Here is a 14,013-nt window from a genome sequence, read left to right as displayed (position 1 = left end):
CCGGCGCATTGTTGCACCGGGGCCCCTTTACCTTTTACCTAACCTGAAGACTACTTCTTCTTGACGGTAGTGGTCTTCCTTGTGGTCGTAGGCCGGGGCTTGGCATTAATGATGTCCAGTGCATTTTTAGCCTCTTTGTTGGCTGGGTCAATTTCCAGTACTTTCTGGAAATAAGCACTTGCGCCAGCCTTGTCATCCTTCACTTGTAGCGTGTATACCCCGAGGTAGTAGTTCGATTCGATCAAGCCACTGCGGAATTTAGCCGGATCAGCACCTTCCGCTTTTGACAGCTCAACGTAATTCTCGTAATACGGCTTGGCCAATCCTTTCTTCGAATCAGGGTCCAAGTTGTTATTCGTGCGGGCCCGAGCCAAGAAGCCGGGGCCGTAAGTCGGCTTAGCCGTCAGGATAACGTTGTACACGCTGTCCGCTTCGGTGTACTTCTTGGCGTTGTCATACGCCGAGGCCAAGCGGAATACATCTGTCAAGTCACTCTTGTCGGTGGCAGCGGCAATTTTCGACTTATAGATACCAATGGCCGCAGCGTAATCCTTCTTGCTGGTGTAGGCCGTTGCCAAAGCATCTTGCAAGTCAGCTTTCTTCTCGGCATCAGTCGTTGCCGTAATGGCTTTTTGCAGCACGGCGATGCCCTCATCCGGCCGGCCCGCCCGCGCCAGAATACGGCCCTGGTAAGAGTAGTCTTCGGGGAGAACCTTACCGGCAGGTACCATTTTCATATACGAATCCATGGCCGTGGCCGCTCCTGCGTAATCGTTGGTTTCGTACAGCAAGTACGCCTTCAAGCGATTCATGGTGAGGTTAGTCGGGTCGTTCTGCAGCGACGTATTCACCGCCGTGAGTGCCTCTGGGTACTTCTTCGTCAGGTACAGGAAGGAAGCGTATTGCGCATCGGTGCGCGGAGATTTCTCCGACAGGCCTACGTATTTCTGGAACGTGCTCAGCGCCTGATCGTACTGGCCAGCGTAGTAATACATGTCGGCCAACTCGCGGTAGGCAGGCGCGTAGCTCGGGTCCAGCTCAACGGCTTTGTTGAGGTTCGTACGGGCCTCGTTGTAGTTACGAGCGCGCACGTCCAGCACACCTTTCTCGTAGTAGGCCGGCGCGTAGCTGGGGTTAGCCGCAATTGCCTGGTCAAAGCTGTTCATAGCTTCGCCACCGCCCTGCTCGGTGTTCATATACATTTGGCCCCGAGCCAACATTAGAGCCGGGTCTACTTTGCCCTTATTCGCGGTCTGAGCGCTGTTAACAAACGTCACGGCTTTGTCAACGTTCTTTACATCAGACGTCTCAGCGTAAGCCTGAGCAATCATGGTCAGCACCTTGGCGTCTTTGTTCTTGGTAGCCTTTGCCGCTGCGTCAAATTGCGCATCAGCCGGGGCTATCTGGCCTTTGGCCAGCAAAGCACGGCCAGCAGCCACCTGGCCAAAAGGCGAACTGCCACTGGCTTTGTTGAAGAAGAAAGCCGCCGAATCAGGCATGTCCCGAAGCTGATAGATGCGGCCTAGTTCGAAAGCATTCTCCGGCGTGCTACCTTGGCCCAGCGCGGCCTTGGCCTCATTGAAGCGCTCGTGCTGAATTAAGGTTTGCACATTGTTGGTTTGGGCGGTGGCCGCCGTAGTACCGGCTACCAAAGCGGCGGCAGCGAGCAGGGGCTGTTTCCAGGGCTTGAAACTCATTGGGGGAGGGATGGTGAAAAAAGAAGAGTTAATAAATTTTACGCAAAACAGCGACTAACGTTTGGGAGTAGTCACCACCCGCGCTTGCATCTGGGCGGGCAACAACCCAGATTTTTGAAATATCAGCTGGCCGTTTTTACCCGCTACAAATGCAGCAAAACCGCTGCCCAAGCCACTGCGTGCTTCCCGGTTGATGATGTACAGGTTGCGGCGCAAAGGATAGTTCTGCAGCTCGGGGTACTTGGCTAATTGTTCCGGTGTCTTCTGGGCTAAGTTGACTTGATATGGCTGGATGAAATCGTCGGGCTGCGGATTGGGCCGGGCCGTAATGCTGGCCACGTGCACCTTTTGCAGAAACTTCATGGCCGCCGGATCGTCGTGGTCGGATATCCAATTCACCCCTACTACACCAATTGCATTCGGATGATTCGATACGTAATCGAGCAAAGCTGGATTGGAAGAAGCCGCGAACACCCGCGTGGTCAGTGGGGTCCCTTTGGTAAGCGAGTCGCGCATGAAGCGAGCAGTGCTACTGCGACTGGCATCGAATACAATATTGATGTCGCCCAGCTTTTTCTGGTTGCTGATCTGACTCCAAGTCGTGCTCTTGCCGGTGAAAATGTCACGTAGCTGATTAATTGTTAGCATTGAATCCGGATTGGATGGATGCAAAACGATGGCTAGGCCATCAATGCCGATGCGCGTGGTACGGGGAACGATAGTTTGTTTGGCAAAAGAGGCAATCTCCTCCGCATTCAGTTCGCGGGCAACCACTGCCACTTTTATTTTATCATTCAGCAAGTCCACCATCACATTTTCCTCCGGCTCAAACTGCATTTTGACGTGCGCATCCGGATACAACTTACCAAACGTGTCGACCTGCGCCTGTAGGATGGGTGCAAACGTCTCATCAACCCCCACTAATACATTGCCGCTGACGGCAGTATCGGTGGCGCCGTTTTCGCTGTTTGATTGGCAGCCGGCCATCAATAGCCAGCCGCCAGCCAGCACGGTAAGGAAGAAAGCAGGCTTAGCGGTTGGAAAAATCATCAGAATCAGGAATAGAGGAAGAGCGGAAGTTGACACGGTAGCTACGCACAAAGCGTACCAAGCCGTAAATGATGAAAACCAGCCCCAGCAGTCGCAAGCGGTTGCCTGTTAGGCCAATTTGGGAAAAGTGCATGGTCACGGGATTAGCTGGTTGGCTCACCGTCCAGGCCAGCCAGGCCCCCATTCCCATGTACACCAATGACATGAATAGCATGAAGTAGCGCACAATGTGGCGCGGCTTCTGTCCGAGGCGCTCTTCAGTGGTGGAAGTGTTAATCATCGAGCAAATTGGAAACGGCCCCAAAAGCCGGGTTGGAATCAGCTAAAACCGTTCTGTCTCGCCAAAAGGTTCGGTTCATTCCTCATACGCTGACTGACCAACGTGCAAAGAAATCAAAAATTACTATTATAAATCATTGCAGGGCCCTTAAAATTCATCCGGTGACTTCCATAATATGCAAAAACCCCGGCCGGGCCATGGCTCCGTCCGGGGTTTTACAAAATGCTGCGAGCACAAGCTCTAACAAAATCTACTGGATTTTAAAGGTAATTGGCACCGTGAAGGATACGCTCACGGCTCGGCCGTTCTGCTTGCCCGGGATGAATTTGGGTAGGGTTTTTACCGCCCGAATCGTCTCTTCGTCCAAGCCGGAGCCTAGGCCTTTCACCACTTTCACATCCGAAACGTCACCCTCGGCGTTCACCGTGAAGCTTACAAAGATCCGGCCTTCAACCCCGTTGTTCTGGGCCATGCGCGGGTATTTGGTATTCTTCTGGATGGCGGCCACGATGGCAGCGTTGCCACCGCCACCCGGAAGCTGCGGCATTTGCTCTACGTACTGGTACACCTTAGTGTCCACTACTTCAGCTACCACCTTATCACCGTCTCCTGAGAGTTCAGATAGGTCCTGCACATCAGTATTGCCTTTAACGGTTACTGTAGCGACAGTTTTCTCTTTCAATTCCTCCTGGTCCGGCACTTCCTCCTGCTTCACTTCATTGTCCTTCTTGATCACCGGGGGGGTGAACTTAATGGTGGTAAGCTTGGGGGGCGGTGGCTTGGTGTCGTCCAGCGGCGGAGCGTCCATTAGCACGTTCTCCGTGAGGTTTTTCTTAACGTCCTCCTTTGGCTGACGGCTTTTGATGTACTGCGCGATGAGCGGGAACGCTATCAATAACGCAAACAGTGCCGTCGCAATGATCAACGACCGAGTAACGTTGCGGCCATATATCTGGCGCAACACGTAGGCACCGTAATTTTTGTTGCGGCCCTCAAATACGATGTCGTCTAAGCTGGACTGGGCGATTTGTGCGGAGTTCATCATAGCCCGGATTTCTTAATAAGTTCTTGGTCGGACTTGGCGACGGCCACCAATGCGTATTTCTTCTGATTGGTGATGTTCATCTCGTCGAGGATATCAACCATGTTTTTATACACGGCTTTATCGTCAGGCTTGATGAGAATTACCGTTTTGGGCTGTACCCGCTGTCGATCCAGGATAACCTGGCGGATGCCATTGGCGCCGTAGTTGGTAACCTTTACTTCAGCAGGAGCTTCGGCAGAGTTCATACCGGCGTAATAATACACCTTGTTATTCTCGCCCATGATGATGGTGAATGCTTCCGATTCTTTGAGCTTAGTTTGCTCATCTTCGTTTTTCTCCTTCACTGGCATTGTCAACTGCATCACGTTGGGTTTAGCAAACGTGGTGGTGAGCATAAAGAAAGTGAGAAGCAAAAAAGCCAAGTCCACCATCGGTGTCATGTCGATTTTGGTCGACATTTTTTTGGCCCGCTTTTTCCCTCCTTTGCCACCGGAATCGGCTTTTCCTTGTATTTCTGCCATGGTTTCTAGTTAGATACTAGTGGGTGGGTTACTGGGTAAACCGCCTTACTTAGCCACCACCGGCTTGTTCTCCAAGTCAGTAATGAGGTTGAAGCGGTTAATATCCTTCTCTTGCAGCACCTTGATTACCTGCTGCACCGTCGGTACATCGGCATCACCATCGCCTTTAATGGCGATGTACGTCGGCTTTTTGAAAAGCGTCAGGTTTGCTTTACGCGCCTCCAAAACCCAGTCAATAAGCTGATTGTTAAGCGAATCCATGGGGATGCCGGGCTCGGACTTAGCAACTGCCTTGCGGCCGTCAGAGTCCATGCTCAGCAGCGAGCCCAACTGGCCGATGGGAACCCCGAAGTTGGTCATGTTGCCAAAGGCCCGGGTCTGGGCAGCATCAAAGGTTACGCCGTATTTAGCGCCAACCTTTTGCAACATAGCAACCTTTGTTTTATCGTCGTCTACGCCGAAGAACACGCGCTTGTTCTTGTCTATCGTCAGCGTAATAACGTTGCTCTCCGGCAGTTTGATGTCCGACGTTGACGAAGGAGTGTCTACCACGACGGTTTCTTCAGGCGAAAACTTAGTCGTCAGCATGAAGAACGTCACCAACAGAAAAGCCAAGTCCACCATCGGCGTCATGTCTAGCGACGGCGAGGTGCGGTGCGGTTTTACTTTAGGCATTGTGCGGTGGGGTTAAAAAAGGAATGCCGTAGTAAACGGCATTCCCTATGTTTTAGTGCGTCGGTGAATGACAACAACTTAGACGTTGGCCGTCTGGGTTGTGGTGTGCTGGCCGAAGGTTTGCACGATGCTGAAGCCGGCTTCATCAATGCTGTAGGTCAACTCGTCAATCTTGCTGGTGAAGTAGTTGTAGGCAATGATAGCCAGGGCCGAGGTGCCGATGCCGAAAGCCGTGTTGATCAAAGCTTCCGAGATACCGTTGGCTAGCTTCACAGCGTCAGGTGAACCGGCTTGAGCAAGGGCCGAGAAGGCGCTGATCATACCGAACACCGTGCCGAGCAAGCCTACCAGTGTGGCAACCGAAGCAATCGTGGAGATAATTACCAGGTTTTTCTCCAGCATGGGCAATTCGAGGGCAGTAGTTTCCTCGATTTCTTTCTGGATGGCCAACACCTTCTGGTCGTTGTTCATGCCGCGCTCGGTCGTCATCTCCTTGTATTTCAACAAGCCAGATTTCACCACGTTGGCTACGGAACCTTTCTGCTGGTCGCAAGCGGCAATGGCCCCGTTGATATCGTTAGCGTTCAGCTTCTGACGAACGCTGCGTACGAAACCTTCGATGCTCTGGGAGCCCTTGGCACGCGAAATGGTGAGCAGACGCTCAATCGAGAAAGTGATAACGCACAGGAACAACGTAATCAGGATTGGCACAATGTTACCGCCGCTGTATACCGTACCCAGCATGTTGCCCGGGAGGGGCGCGTTGGTGTTGACGCCGCCTTGGAAATTGCTGCCGCTACCGAGGACAAATTTGAAAACGACGTAGGCAACGACGAAGCACAGGATGATTGCGATGACGGAGAACAGCGAGGCACCCCCGCTGCTTTTCTCGGCGGCCGCAGCCTTAGGAGCGGCCGGGGTGTTGGGCCGGGGGCTCGTGTTGAGGGCATTTTTCTGTTCCATTATTCCGAAAGGTTTGGGTTGGGGGGTTGGGAAGAGGTAAAAATTAAAGAAAAAAAGTGAAAAAGCTAAGGCAAGTGAAACAAGAAAACAAAAGTGGCCTTGCTTATGTGGTGCTATGGGTTGGGTGCCCAAAAACGAGGTTGAAGAAGAGAAAGAACTGGCGCTGAAAGAAAGTCAAACGATAATTCAGCTGGACAAACCTAACCAAAATCTTTGGGGCAGCCAAAGAAAAAACCGTTTGGGCAGCCTTGCAACAGGTGGTTGAGGTGTGCAAGAAAGCTATTTTTTTGCGGAAGAAGCAATAATGGGGGCCGCCAACTGGCGTTTTGCTGCTTCCCAGTACTCGTTCATCTGGGTTAAAGACAAATCAGCGAGGCGGTGGCCATCAGCTGCGGTAGCACCTTCAAGGTGCTGAAAGCGACTGATAAACTTGCGGTTGGTGCGCTCCAACGCCTCCTCGGGATTGATGCCGGCGAAGCGGGCAAAGTTGACAAGTGAAAATAAAAGGTCACCAAATTCATCAGTAGCGCGCTCGGCCTGCATTTTGTCGGGCTGCCCGTGCCCATACTCGTCCCCAAACTCGCCCAGCTCCTCTTGCACTTTGGCCCACACCTGGGCCGGATTGTCCCAATCGAAGCCGGCGCCGCGCGCTTTTTCCTGAATGCGCATGGCCTTTACGAGGGCGGGCAGCGACACGGGTACGCCGCTCAGCACGCCAGCATTGCCCTTCTCTTGGAGCTTGAGCTGCTCCCAATTACGCTTCACGGTGGCCTCATCGTCTGCCTGCACGTCGCCGTAAATGTGTGGGTGACGGAAAATGAGCTTCTCGCACTGAGCGTTGAGCACGTCGGCAATGTCGAAGGCTTCTTGCTCGGCGGCAATGCGGGCGTAGAACAACAAGTGCAGCATCACGTCGCCCAACTCCTTCTTCAAATCGGGTAAGTCGTCGCGCAAAATGGCGTCGCTGATTTCGTACGTTTCCTCGATGGTGAGGTGGCGTAGGCTCTGCAACGTCTGTTTTTTATCCCAGGGGCATTCGGTGCGCAGGCGGTCGAGTACGTCGAGCAAGCGACCAAAAGCCGCCAACTGGGCCGGGCGGCGGGTGGGCCCCGGCAGGGCCCCGGGGGCAGGCGGGTGGTTTTCCATCGTTTCAAAGATAGACCGAACCGGACTTAACCCGGCGCGGTTGCGTATTTTTGCCCCCCTTTATATTCCTAGTTCAGTGACTCTCATTAAATCTATCTCTGGCATCCGCGGCACCATCGGCGGGCCGGTCGGCCAAGGCCTTACTCCCCTCGATGTAGTGAAATACGCCGCTGCCTATGGCACTTGGGTAATGGCGCAGTCTACGGCGGCGCGCACGGTCGTCATCGGCCGCGACGCCCGTATTTCGGGGCCCGTAGTGAGCCAGCTCGTGGCCGCTACTCTGCAAGGCCTGGGCCTCGACGTGGTAGACCTGGGCCTGAGCACCACGCCCACCGTGGAAATGGCGGTTACTGCCAAGCGGGCGGCCGGCGGCATCATCCTCACTGCCTCGCACAACCCCAAGCAATGGAACGCACTGAAGCTGCTCAACGCCGATGGCGAGTTCTTGTCTGACGCCGCCGGGCAGCAAGTACTGGCTTTGGCTGAGCGTGAGGAATTTGAGTTTGCGCCTATTGGCAAGCTGGGGCAGTACACGACTGACGATGATTTCCTGGCCCGGCACATTGCGGCCGTGGTGGCGCTGCCGCTGGTGGATGTGGAAGCCGTGCGGGCCCGGAACTTCCGGGTGGTGGTGGATGCGGTGAATTCATCGGGCGGCTTTGCCGTGCCGCAGCTGCTGGAGGCCCTGGGCGTGACGGTGGTGGAGAAGTTGCATTGTGAGCCCACCGGCGACTTTGCCCACAACCCCGAGCCGCTGCCCGAGCACCTGCGCGACATCGCCAAAGTGTTGGAAAAAGGCTCGTTCGACCTCGGCATCGTAGTAGACCCTGACGTGGACCGCTTGGCCCTGGTGAGCGAAAATGGCGAGATGTTTGGCGAAGAATATACCTTGGTAGCCGTGGCCGACTACGTGCTGGGGGCCCTGGGCGGCGGCAATACCGTGAGCAACCTGAGCAGCACCCGCGCCCTGCGCGACGTGACCGAGCGGCACGGGGGCCAGTACGCCGCCGCCGCCGTAGGCGAGGTGAACGTAGTAACCAAAATGAAGGAGAACGGCGCCGTAATTGGCGGCGAAGGCAACGGCGGCATTATTTACCCTGAGCTACACTACGGGCGCGACGCACTGGTGGGCATTGCATTATTCCTGACGCACTTGGCAAAATCGGGTCTCACCACGTCGCGGCTACGGGCCTCGTACCCAAGCTATTTTATCTCCAAGAACAAGATTGAGCTGACTCCGGAAATTGACACCGATGAGGTGTTGGTGCAAATGGAAAAGCGCTACGCTAAACAGCCGGTGAACACCATCGACGGCGTGAAAATCGAGTTTGACAAGGAATGGGTGCACCTGCGTAAATCAAACACCGAGCCCATCATCCGCATTTACGCGGAGTCAGAATCGAGCAGCACGGCCGACCATTTGGCTCAGAAAATTATTGCTGACATTAAGGAAATTATTGCCGTGAAGGCTTAAAATAACCAATTAGTAACGAGTGGGCGGCGGCCGGCAACGGGGCCCCAGGGCGGGTTGCCAGCCGCCGCTCATCCATTATTAGTTACTCATAAATAACGGTTTTGCTCATGCACGCTTATTTCGACAATGCCGCTACCACGCCCCTTGACCCCGAGGTGCTGGAGGCCATGCTGCCTTTTCTGAGCCAGCATTATGGCAACCCCAGCAGCTTGCATGGGCCGGGGCGCCAGGTGCGCGCCGCCATCGAAAACGCGCGCAAAACGGTGGCCCACTTGCTTGGGGCGGCGCCGGCCGAAATATCCTTCACCAGCGGTGGCACTGAGGCCGACAACGCGGCCATTTTTGGCAGCGTGCGGGCCCTGGGGTTGCGCCACGCCGTCACGTCGCGGCTGGAGCACCACGCGGTGCTGCACCCGATGCAAGCCCTGGCCAAAGCCGGCGACGTTGAGCTGAGTTACGTGCGCCACGACGCCCAGGGCCGCCTCGATCTGGCCCACCTCGACGAACTGCTGGCCACGCACCCGCGCAGCCTGGTGAGCCTAATGCATGGCAACAATGAAATCGGCAACCTGAACGATGTTGAAGCTTTGGGGGCCCTATGCGCCGGGCACGACGCCGTTTTCCATACTGATACGGTGCAGACGATGGGCCACTACCGGCACAACGTGCAGGCGCTGCAAAACCATTTTCTGGTGGGCTCGGCGCATAAGTTCCACGGGCCCAAAGGGGTAGGCTTCTTGTACACCCGGCCGGGCACGCAGTCGGTGCCGTTCATCCACGGGGGCTCGCAGGAGCGCAACGTGCGGGCGGGCACCGAAAACGTGTACGGCATTGTGGGCCTGGCCAAGGCCCTGGAAATTGCTTACCGCGATATGGGGGCCCACCGTGCCCACGTACAAGGGCTGAAAAACCGCTTCATTGAGCAGCTGCGGGCCCAAGTGGCCGACGTGCAGTTCAACGGCTGCTCGGCCGATCCTAATTGCAGCCTCTACACGGTGCTCAGCGTGAGCCTGCCACCGTCGGCCATCAGCGAAATGCTGCTCTTTAACCTTGATATTAGTAAGATAGCCGCTTCTGGTGGTTCGGCTTGCACGAGTGGGGCCCAGGCCGGCTCGCACGTGCTGGAGGCCCTGGGCACCAACCCTGACCGGGCCACGGTGCGCTTCTCAATTAGCAAAATGAATACCGCCGACGAGGTGGACTACGCCGTGGAGCACCTGGCTAAGCTGTACCAGCCGGTGGGCGCGTAACGGTCAAAATTGCCCGGTGGCCCCGCCGCCACCCGAGTCGCCGCCCCCGAACTCGAAGCCGGCCGCGGGGGCGTGGCCCGGCACGTTGTACTGGGCCACGACGAGCGACTCCAGATTGAACAGTGGGGTAGCTTCCTCGTAGGGGGCCGCGGTGAGGCCGTGGCGCGGGGTGCGCAGATAGCGGAGTGCGGCGGCCGCCACGGCCAGCAGCAGGGCCCCGGCGAGGGTGGCGGCCACGGCCGGAGGCAGCAGTGTGCGGTAGTAGCGCAGCGTGAACACGGAAAACGTTACGGCTAATAAGCCCATTACCAGCACCAAACGGTCGTGGCGGCGCAGGCCGTAGTACAGGTAGGCCAACGGGATGAGGGCAGTGAAAGCGTAGAAAAGCGGGGCGAAGGGAATTTGCGGGGCGAAGGGTAGGTGGCCCACGGCGGCGTTACCTTCGCGTACCACCAGGTAGTTGCCGCCCAGATAAAAAACGGCCAGCGCCAGCGCTTTCACGGTTTGCAGGCAAGTGCGGTAGTAAAAATAGTCGGGCCGCTGGGCCAGTCGGCGCAGCAGCCAGCCGGTGCCAGCGGCGGCCAGCATCAGCAGAAACGGGAGCAGGGCCCTTCCCAACGCGAGCGGCAGCACCAGGTTGGCAATGAGCAGCAAGCCGGTCATAAAGCCCGCCGCGGCCGTGCCCCGGTCGGCGTAGTGCACCGTGGCGGCGGCCAATAGGGCCCCGGCGAATAACAGTAGTGGCCGCAGCCGCGGATCAGCAATGCTATCAAAATCCGGGCCCCCAAAAATGCCTTGTAGCCCGTCGGCCCCCAGTACCAACAGGGCCAGCAACGCGGCGTACAGCAGCGCGTTATCGTAGCCGGCATGGTAGGGTTTGGAGTTTTTGATGGTTAGCTCCAGGGTTGCCAGGCTCCCGGCGACGCATACGATGCTACCGATGGCAATGTCAAACTGGCTGTTGTGGAGACCCATTAGCATCAGCACAAAGCCCGTGGCGGTGGCGCAGCCAATGCCCATGAAAATGAACAGCACCAGGCGCAACAGCCAGCCCAGCCGAAAAAAATCGAGCGGGTACGCGGCTTCAATCGCAATTTGCTGGGCATCGGTGAGCAGGTGCTGCTAGTGCCAGCGCGTGGTGGCGGCCCGCACGGCTTCGTGCAGGGCCCAAGCGGTAGGGTAGGCTTTGAAGCTCATGGCTTGGGCGAAATGTTCAGAAAGCGCTTCATATTAATAAGTAGCAGCGCCACGCCGATGGCACTGGCCGGGAAATACAGTGTGCCCAGTAAAAAGCCAATTTCCGACCCCAATACTTCAAATAGCAGGTACGTGACCCCGATGTAGCCGAACACCGCACCCATCAGCAAAAACAGGTACGACTGGCTGCGGCGGGCGTACCAGATGAGGCTGGCACACACGGCTAGCAGCAGCGGCGGGGCCCCGGCGTGGGGCAGTCCGTAAGATGAGAACAGGCTGGCGGTGAGGGCAAAGAGGGCCAGGTTGCCGCCCAGCGACACGTAGGCAAACGCAAAATGGGCCTTGTGCCGCGTCACGTCCGACCACAGCCCCACGGCCAGCAGCGCCAGGCCCAGCAATACGGCCGGCGTGCTTAGGGCCGCGGCCGCAAAATCGCTGTTGGTGAAGGCGGCGAGCGGGGCGGCGCTCACGCCCACCCACAAGGCCAGCGCCGTGATGGCCAGCGAAAGCACGCCCCGGTGGTCGAACCCGTAGGCGATGCCAAAAAACAGCGCCGCGGGCAAGGCCGCCGCCAGTCCGTAGCGGGTGCCAAATAGCTGGTATTGGGCCTGCAAGTAGCCCTCCAGCGCTAGAAACAGCAGGCAACCGAGCAGCAGCAGGTACTCGGGCAACAGGCCCGGGCTAGGGGCCTGGGTCTAGGTAAACGCCGGCCGGTGCCGGGCCGCGTAGCCCAGGCAGGCCGCCGTGAGGGCCGCCATGCCGGCCACCACCACCCCGTGCCCAATGTGCTCAATATTCTGGTAAACAAGCACGCCCAGGCCCCCGCTGAGCAGCGTGACGCCGAGGTACAGCAGGGCCCGCAGCTCGTAGTAAAGCGAAAAAGGGCGCTGGCGCTCGTAATCGGCTAGGGCGGTGGCCTGGGCGGGCAGTAGCAGGCCCCGGGCCTGCAGGTCGGCCAGGAGGCGCTCGGTAGGAGTGGGCATGGCGGGTAGAAAGCCGGGCCGCAAGTGGCGGCCAGCCGGCAATATAGAGGAACAACGGAATTTGCGTGCCCATTGGGGCCCCGGGGCTACTACCCGTTGGTCCCCATTGCCTGGCGTGGCCGGCACTGCGCTTGCCAGCTGTGTCGCGGGCCGCAACCGGAGCCGCCGCCTGCGATGCGGCGGTGGTATCGTTTTTCCCCTGGGGCCCCACATACTTACTTATAAGGTACTGCTGGCCGGTTGCTAAGGGCGTGAAAATTCGCCCTTTTTGCTTGCTGCTGGGGCAGGATGGGGCCCCGCCCTGGTGGTAGCAGCGCGACCTACTCGGCTGGTTTGCGTTTTTTTGCGTTGAAGGTCTCGCAATCCTCCCCCGACCTTCCCGCTGCCGTGGCCGAAATTCCTATTCAACGCAAGAAAAAACCGCTGAGCCCTTGGCTGCTGGTGGCCCTGGCCGCCCTGGCCCTCACGCTGGGCGCGTACTGGTACCTACGCCCCGCACCAGCCGACGAGCCCGCCCCGCCGGCCACCGAAGCGCCCACCGCGCCAATCCCGGCTGCACCCGCCGATTCGCTGGGGCCCGATACCACGGCCACTGGCCCCGCCGCCGCGCCCGATTCGAGTACCACCCGGGGCCACCTGCTGCTGCTGGTGCCACAACTCTCGGCGTTGGCCGACCGTGCCGACCTGCGCGACGACCCCACGGTGCGCGAGCAGCGCGACAACCTGACCAGCGCCACCGCCCGCCTGGCCGATGGCGACGCGCATGCCAGCCTGCGCCCAGGCCTCGTGGCGGCCGCCAACCTGCTCCGCGCCGTGCAGCAGCGCGCGTACCCGGCCCTCGGCGACGAGTCCGCGCGCCTGGTGCAGCAGGCCGGGCAACTGTCGGGCCGCGATGATACCGCCGATGAGCAGCAGCAGAACCACGCCTTTTTGCAAGCCGTGGGGGCCCTGTTGCAAGCTGAAAACACGCCGCCCGCTTCCTGATTTTTCTTATGGAACCCAGAATGAGCCTGCGCCGCCTGCGCGATTTACCCGATTTTGAAGTAGCCGATGGCCACCCCGACGTGCGCGGCTGGGCTGTGCGCGGCGCCAGCGGCACGGTCCTGGGCACGGTGTCGGAGTTGCTCGTCGATGCCGACGCCGAGCAGGTGCGCTACCTCGATGCTCAGTTCACCGGGGCCCCGGGGCCCAAGCGGGTGCTGCTGCCGCTGCGCCTGGCAACGCTCGACGCCGAAGCGCGCAGCTTATTCATGCCGTCGCTCACCGAGGCGGCCGTGGCTGCCTATCCCGCCTACGCCGAGGAATTGCTGACGCCCGCCTACGCCGCAGCCATGCGCCAGGCGCTGGATGGGACGCTGGGGGAGGCGCTGTAAATGGAAATAATAAACCCAAAAAAGGCCGCTCCCCGAAGGAAGCGGCCTTTTTTAATTCCGGTGTGAACCGAAATTACTTTTTCACCTCGGTGGTGGTGGTGGTGGTACCGGCCGGGTCCATTTTGTCGGCCTGGTCGCCTACAGCTTCGCCTTTGGCATCAGCCGAGTCACGAACGGCATCAGCCTTGTTCTCCATGGCGTCAGCTTTAGTTTCGCCGGCGTCCTTGATGGCGTCGCCTTGGGCTTCCATATTATCTTCTTTTTTGCTGTCGCAAGCGGTGAACGAGAGCGAACCGGCAGCCAGGGCGAGGAACAGGAATTTTTTCATCTTGAAAGAAAGTTAGGTAAGGGTGAAATTT

At 58.0% G+C, this 14,013-nt stretch carries 17 protein-coding genes; 5 read left to right on the top strand and 12 right to left on the bottom strand.

The features are described 5' to 3' along the window. Positions 1-50 precede the first annotated feature (50 nt). From BEN49_RS08240 to BEN49_RS08210, 7 genes are all read right to left on the bottom strand, one after another. Positions 51-1,697 (bottom strand): tetratricopeptide repeat protein, encoded by a 1,647-nt coding sequence (locus BEN49_RS08240; RefSeq protein WP_070742559.1) that lies wholly within the window; start codon positions 1,695-1,697, stop codon positions 51-53. 54 nt (positions 1,698-1,751) lie between these two features. Next, positions 1,752-2,747, bottom strand: a complete 996-nt coding sequence (locus tag BEN49_RS08235; RefSeq protein ID WP_070742558.1) for a PstS family phosphate ABC transporter substrate-binding protein — start codon at positions 2,745-2,747, stop codon at positions 1,752-1,754. After that, on the bottom strand, positions 2,728-3,027 hold the full coding sequence (locus tag BEN49_RS08230) for a hypothetical protein (protein WP_070742557.1): 300 nt from the start codon (positions 3,025-3,027) through the stop codon (positions 2,728-2,730). Before BEN49_RS08230 ends, BEN49_RS08235 begins: the two co-directional genes overlap by 20 nt. 250 nt (positions 3,028-3,277) lie before the next feature. Next, positions 3,278-4,072, bottom strand: a complete 795-nt coding sequence (locus BEN49_RS08225; RefSeq protein WP_239691872.1) for an energy transducer TonB — start codon at positions 4,070-4,072, stop codon at positions 3,278-3,280. After that, complete coding sequence (locus tag BEN49_RS08220; protein ID WP_070742555.1) at positions 4,069-4,593, bottom strand: ExbD/TolR family protein; 525 nt, start codon at positions 4,591-4,593, stop codon at positions 4,069-4,071. The genes BEN49_RS08225 and BEN49_RS08220 overlap by 4 nt, the downstream gene beginning before the upstream one ends. A gap of 45 nt (positions 4,594-4,638) precedes the next feature. Beyond that, positions 4,639-5,268 (bottom strand): ExbD/TolR family protein, encoded by a 630-nt coding sequence (locus BEN49_RS08215; RefSeq protein ID WP_070742554.1) that lies wholly within the window; start codon positions 5,266-5,268, stop codon positions 4,639-4,641. A 78-nt stretch (positions 5,269-5,346) separates the two neighbouring features. Further along, positions 5,347-6,231 carry a MotA/TolQ/ExbB proton channel family protein gene (locus tag BEN49_RS08210; RefSeq protein WP_070742553.1) on the bottom strand — a complete coding sequence of 295 codons (885 nt, stop codon included), beginning with the start codon at positions 6,229-6,231 and terminating at the stop codon, positions 5,347-5,349. A 115-nt stretch (positions 6,232-6,346) separates the two neighbouring features. Here BEN49_RS08210 and BEN49_RS27730 point away from each other — a divergent pair, with 115 nt between their 5' ends. Then, positions 6,347-6,496 (top strand): hypothetical protein, encoded by a 150-nt coding sequence (locus tag BEN49_RS27730; RefSeq protein WP_158022796.1) that lies wholly within the window; start codon positions 6,347-6,349, stop codon positions 6,494-6,496. Positions 6,497-6,510: 14 nt separating this feature from the next. On the opposite strand, the gene mazG is transcribed toward BEN49_RS27730, so the two are convergent. Next, on the bottom strand, positions 6,511-7,377 hold the full coding sequence (gene mazG / locus BEN49_RS08205) for a nucleoside triphosphate pyrophosphohydrolase (RefSeq protein WP_070742552.1): 867 nt from the start codon (positions 7,375-7,377) through the stop codon (positions 6,511-6,513). Positions 7,378-7,453: 76 nt separating this feature from the next. Here mazG and glmM point away from each other — a divergent pair, with 76 nt between their 5' ends. Both glmM and BEN49_RS08195 read left to right on the top strand, forming a co-directional pair. Continuing rightward, positions 7,454-8,851: a phosphoglucosamine mutase gene (gene glmM / locus BEN49_RS08200; protein WP_070742551.1), complete on the top strand. Its 1,398-nt coding sequence runs from the start codon at positions 7,454-7,456 to the stop codon at positions 8,849-8,851. Positions 8,852-8,958: 107 nt separating this feature from the next. Continuing rightward, on the top strand, positions 8,959-10,101 hold the full coding sequence (locus tag BEN49_RS08195) for a cysteine desulfurase family protein (RefSeq protein ID WP_070742550.1): 1,143 nt from the start codon (positions 8,959-8,961) through the stop codon (positions 10,099-10,101). 3 nt (positions 10,102-10,104) lie between these two features. Here BEN49_RS08195 and BEN49_RS08190 read toward each other — a convergent pair whose 3' ends face one another. From BEN49_RS08190 to BEN49_RS27725, 3 genes are all read right to left on the bottom strand, one after another. Then, entirely contained in the window at positions 10,105-11,145 is a 1,041-nt protein-coding gene (locus BEN49_RS08190) for a hypothetical protein (RefSeq protein WP_070742549.1), read from the bottom strand. Between the two features lie 149 nt (positions 11,146-11,294). Next, positions 11,295-11,969: a hypothetical protein gene (locus BEN49_RS08185; RefSeq protein WP_083325910.1), complete on the bottom strand. Its 675-nt coding sequence runs from the start codon at positions 11,967-11,969 to the stop codon at positions 11,295-11,297. Positions 11,970-11,993: 24 nt separating this feature from the next. Then, complete coding sequence (locus BEN49_RS27725) at positions 11,994-12,281, bottom strand: DUF2157 domain-containing protein (RefSeq protein WP_158022795.1); 288 nt, start codon at positions 12,279-12,281, stop codon at positions 11,994-11,996. A 387-nt stretch (positions 12,282-12,668) separates the two neighbouring features. On the opposite strand from BEN49_RS27725, the gene BEN49_RS08180 reads away from it, so the two are divergent. Together BEN49_RS08180 and BEN49_RS08175 are read left to right on the top strand one after the other, a co-directional pair. Beyond that, positions 12,669-13,265: a hypothetical protein gene (locus BEN49_RS08180; RefSeq protein ID WP_125916640.1), complete on the top strand. Its 597-nt coding sequence runs from the start codon at positions 12,669-12,671 to the stop codon at positions 13,263-13,265. Positions 13,266-13,273: 8 nt separating this feature from the next. Beyond that, complete coding sequence (locus BEN49_RS08175) at positions 13,274-13,654, top strand: PRC-barrel domain-containing protein (protein ID WP_083325908.1); 381 nt, start codon at positions 13,274-13,276, stop codon at positions 13,652-13,654. 73 nt (positions 13,655-13,727) lie between these two features. Here the strand turns inward: BEN49_RS08175 and BEN49_RS08170 are convergent, their stop codons facing one another. Next, complete coding sequence (locus BEN49_RS08170) at positions 13,728-13,982, bottom strand: hypothetical protein (protein ID WP_070742546.1); 255 nt, start codon at positions 13,980-13,982, stop codon at positions 13,728-13,730. Between the last annotated feature and the right edge of the window lie 31 nt (positions 13,983-14,013).

The sequence above is a fragment of the Hymenobacter coccineus genome (assembly GCF_001816125.1).
Classification (GTDB): domain Bacteria; phylum Bacteroidota; class Bacteroidia; order Cytophagales; family Hymenobacteraceae; genus Hymenobacter; species Hymenobacter coccineus.
Note: the sequence above shows the minus strand (reverse complement) of the source record. Positions and strands in the feature narration are given on the sequence as shown.